The 1,977-nt window shown below is 70.9% G+C and carries 3 protein-coding genes; all 3 read right to left on the reverse strand.

Translation table 11 applies throughout. From position 1 onward, the window contains the following. Positions 1 to 88: 88 nt before the first annotated feature. Entirely contained in the window at positions 89 to 652 is a 564-nt protein-coding gene (locus ACWFR4_RS48580; RefSeq protein ID WP_453658369.1) for a hypothetical protein, read from the reverse strand. Positions 653 to 750: 98 nt separating this feature from the next. Continuing rightward, positions 751 to 1,152, reverse strand: a complete 402-nt coding sequence (locus ACWFR4_RS48585; protein WP_453658371.1) for a hypothetical protein — start codon at positions 1,150 to 1,152, stop codon at positions 751 to 753. Between the two features lie 322 nt (positions 1,153 to 1,474). Next, a partial coding sequence (locus ACWFR4_RS48590; protein ID WP_453658373.1) for a hypothetical protein occupies positions 1,475 to 1,977 on the reverse strand: 503 nt, incomplete at its 5' end.

The following is a 1,977-nucleotide window of genomic DNA, read 5'->3' on the forward strand; positions in this document are numbered from 1 at the left end:
CTCAGCCGTTCAGGAAACGCTTCGTGGCCTGGCCGGGGGTGACCTCGCAAACACCGACCGCTGGTACCACGGAAGGAACGCCGGTCTTTCACAACCCGGGCCCCGACTGCTGCGGCTGCGGCGGCAGGATGCGGAAACGGTGCCCGTCCCCAGCCGTGAGCGTGACGCCCTCCGTCATGGCCTTCACGCTGGCGGCGCGGCTCTCGAAGCTGCCGCCGATCCCGTGACGGTCCAGCATGACCGAGCCGAAGTAGGACGGGTAACCCGACGCGAGGTTGCCGATCGCGGCGTCCTCGCCGGTGGCGCCGTGGCTCACGGTGACCCAGGTTCGGCCCTTGGGGGCGTAGACCTGGGCGCGGTAGACGGTCGCCGGTGCGTCATGGCCCAGGCGGCGGCGCTGCTTGTCGGGCACGCGGGCCATGAGGCTGTCCTTCATCACGCGGCGGTGGTACTCCTCGCCGGTCTCGGTGCTCACCTCGAAGATCCGGACGAACTTCGGCGACGCGTCCTCAATCTTGCTGATCTGGTAGACGCCGCCGAAGTTGTACATGAGCTGGTCGCCGGCCTTCAGCTGCTGCGCTGCGACGGCGGGCACACGCCCGACGCCCTGAAGATGAATCGTTCCCGTGGCGAGGTCGATGGCCTTGGACACGACGGAGTTCTCCTCAATGAAAGTGGTGGAGGGATGGGGAGCCGGGGGAAGGGTGCCGGGGGCGCGGTACGTACGGTCACGCCCCCGGCGGGGGGCTGTCAGGCGGGGCGCGCGGCCCGGCCCTCGGCGCCCAGGGACGGCACGGCCAGGTGCTTGGCGATGAACGCGGCGCACTTGGCGGTTTCGGCCGCGGGGTCAGCAAGCGCGCCCCGGTACAGCACGTGCTCGACACCGTGACGGGAGTGGAAGGCCACCCGCCAGGCGCCCCATGCGTGCTCAATCGGCGCGTCGACGAACGTCCAGTCGTCATGGGCGTCGTAGACGTACACGACGAGGTGGGGCGTGCCCGCTCCGGGGAAGGTGTCACTGGTGAGATCCACGGGGATCACGAGCCAGGAGTTTCCGGCGTCCTTGTCGGCGTGAGCGGTAATGCCATACGCGGCGAGCGCGGCGGTGATCCGCTCACGGGCGGTGGGCTCAGGGGTGATGGTTGCAGGCATGGCGTGGCTCTCCAACGTCGCGAAGGTGCGGGGAGGATGCCGGGGCACGGCGCGAACGCGTACGCGTACGCGTGCCCCGGCGTGTGGGACCGGACCGGTCAAAGGACGACGGTCACCTCGGCGGGACGCGGTGGTGACCGGAGGGGGCGGTGCTTGTCACCGCTCCCCCGGGGCCGGTGCCCGTACCGTGACGCGGCGGCCGGCAAGACACACAACCCCGCAGCGGCACCGGCCGGGCTGCGGCCCCCGACCCCCGCACAGACGGCAGGCATTCAAGGACCGCGTGCCGGGGCGGGCGCCGCAGGCAGGGAGGGGCCGGTGGTCAGCGGTAGGAGTGGGCGTGAGCGATCAGCGCGACGCGGGCACCGTTCAACTGGCCGCGCGCGAGGTAGTCGCCGTGTTCGGTGCGAGTCGCCTGCTCGCGCTTCAAGCCGATGCGGCGCAGCCAGGTGTGCAGGCCCGCGTCGTTCCTGCCGAGCCGGATGTGTACGTACAGCAGGGTGTCGGTGACCGGCTGGCAGATGAACACCCGCGGCTCGTCGACGAGTTCGGCGTGTGCGCGCATGGCGGGCGTCGCGGCGTCGGGCAGAGTGAAGGGGTGGTCGCGGGCCCAGTGCTTCTTGATGTCGTGTTCAGACCAGGCGCTGGCCCACTCGGACTGCGTCTTCGTGCCCGGGACAGGGGGCCGGACCGACATGTGGCGGTAGTGCGGGTGGCCGAGATCGAGCTGGCAGATGGCGCCGCCGCGCACGTCGTGGCACGGGCCGGGGTCAGCGTTGTCGACCAGGGCCCGGATCGCGGTGGCCGGGATGCCGAGGTCAGTGA

Source organism: Streptomyces sp. NPDC055140 (assembly GCF_053607285.1).

Coding starts and splice junctions, on each gene's coding strand:
- ACWFR4_RS48585 (WP_453658371.1), bottom strand. CDS start 1,152: ATGCCTGCAACCATCACCCCTGAGCCCACCGCCCGTGAGCGGATCACC.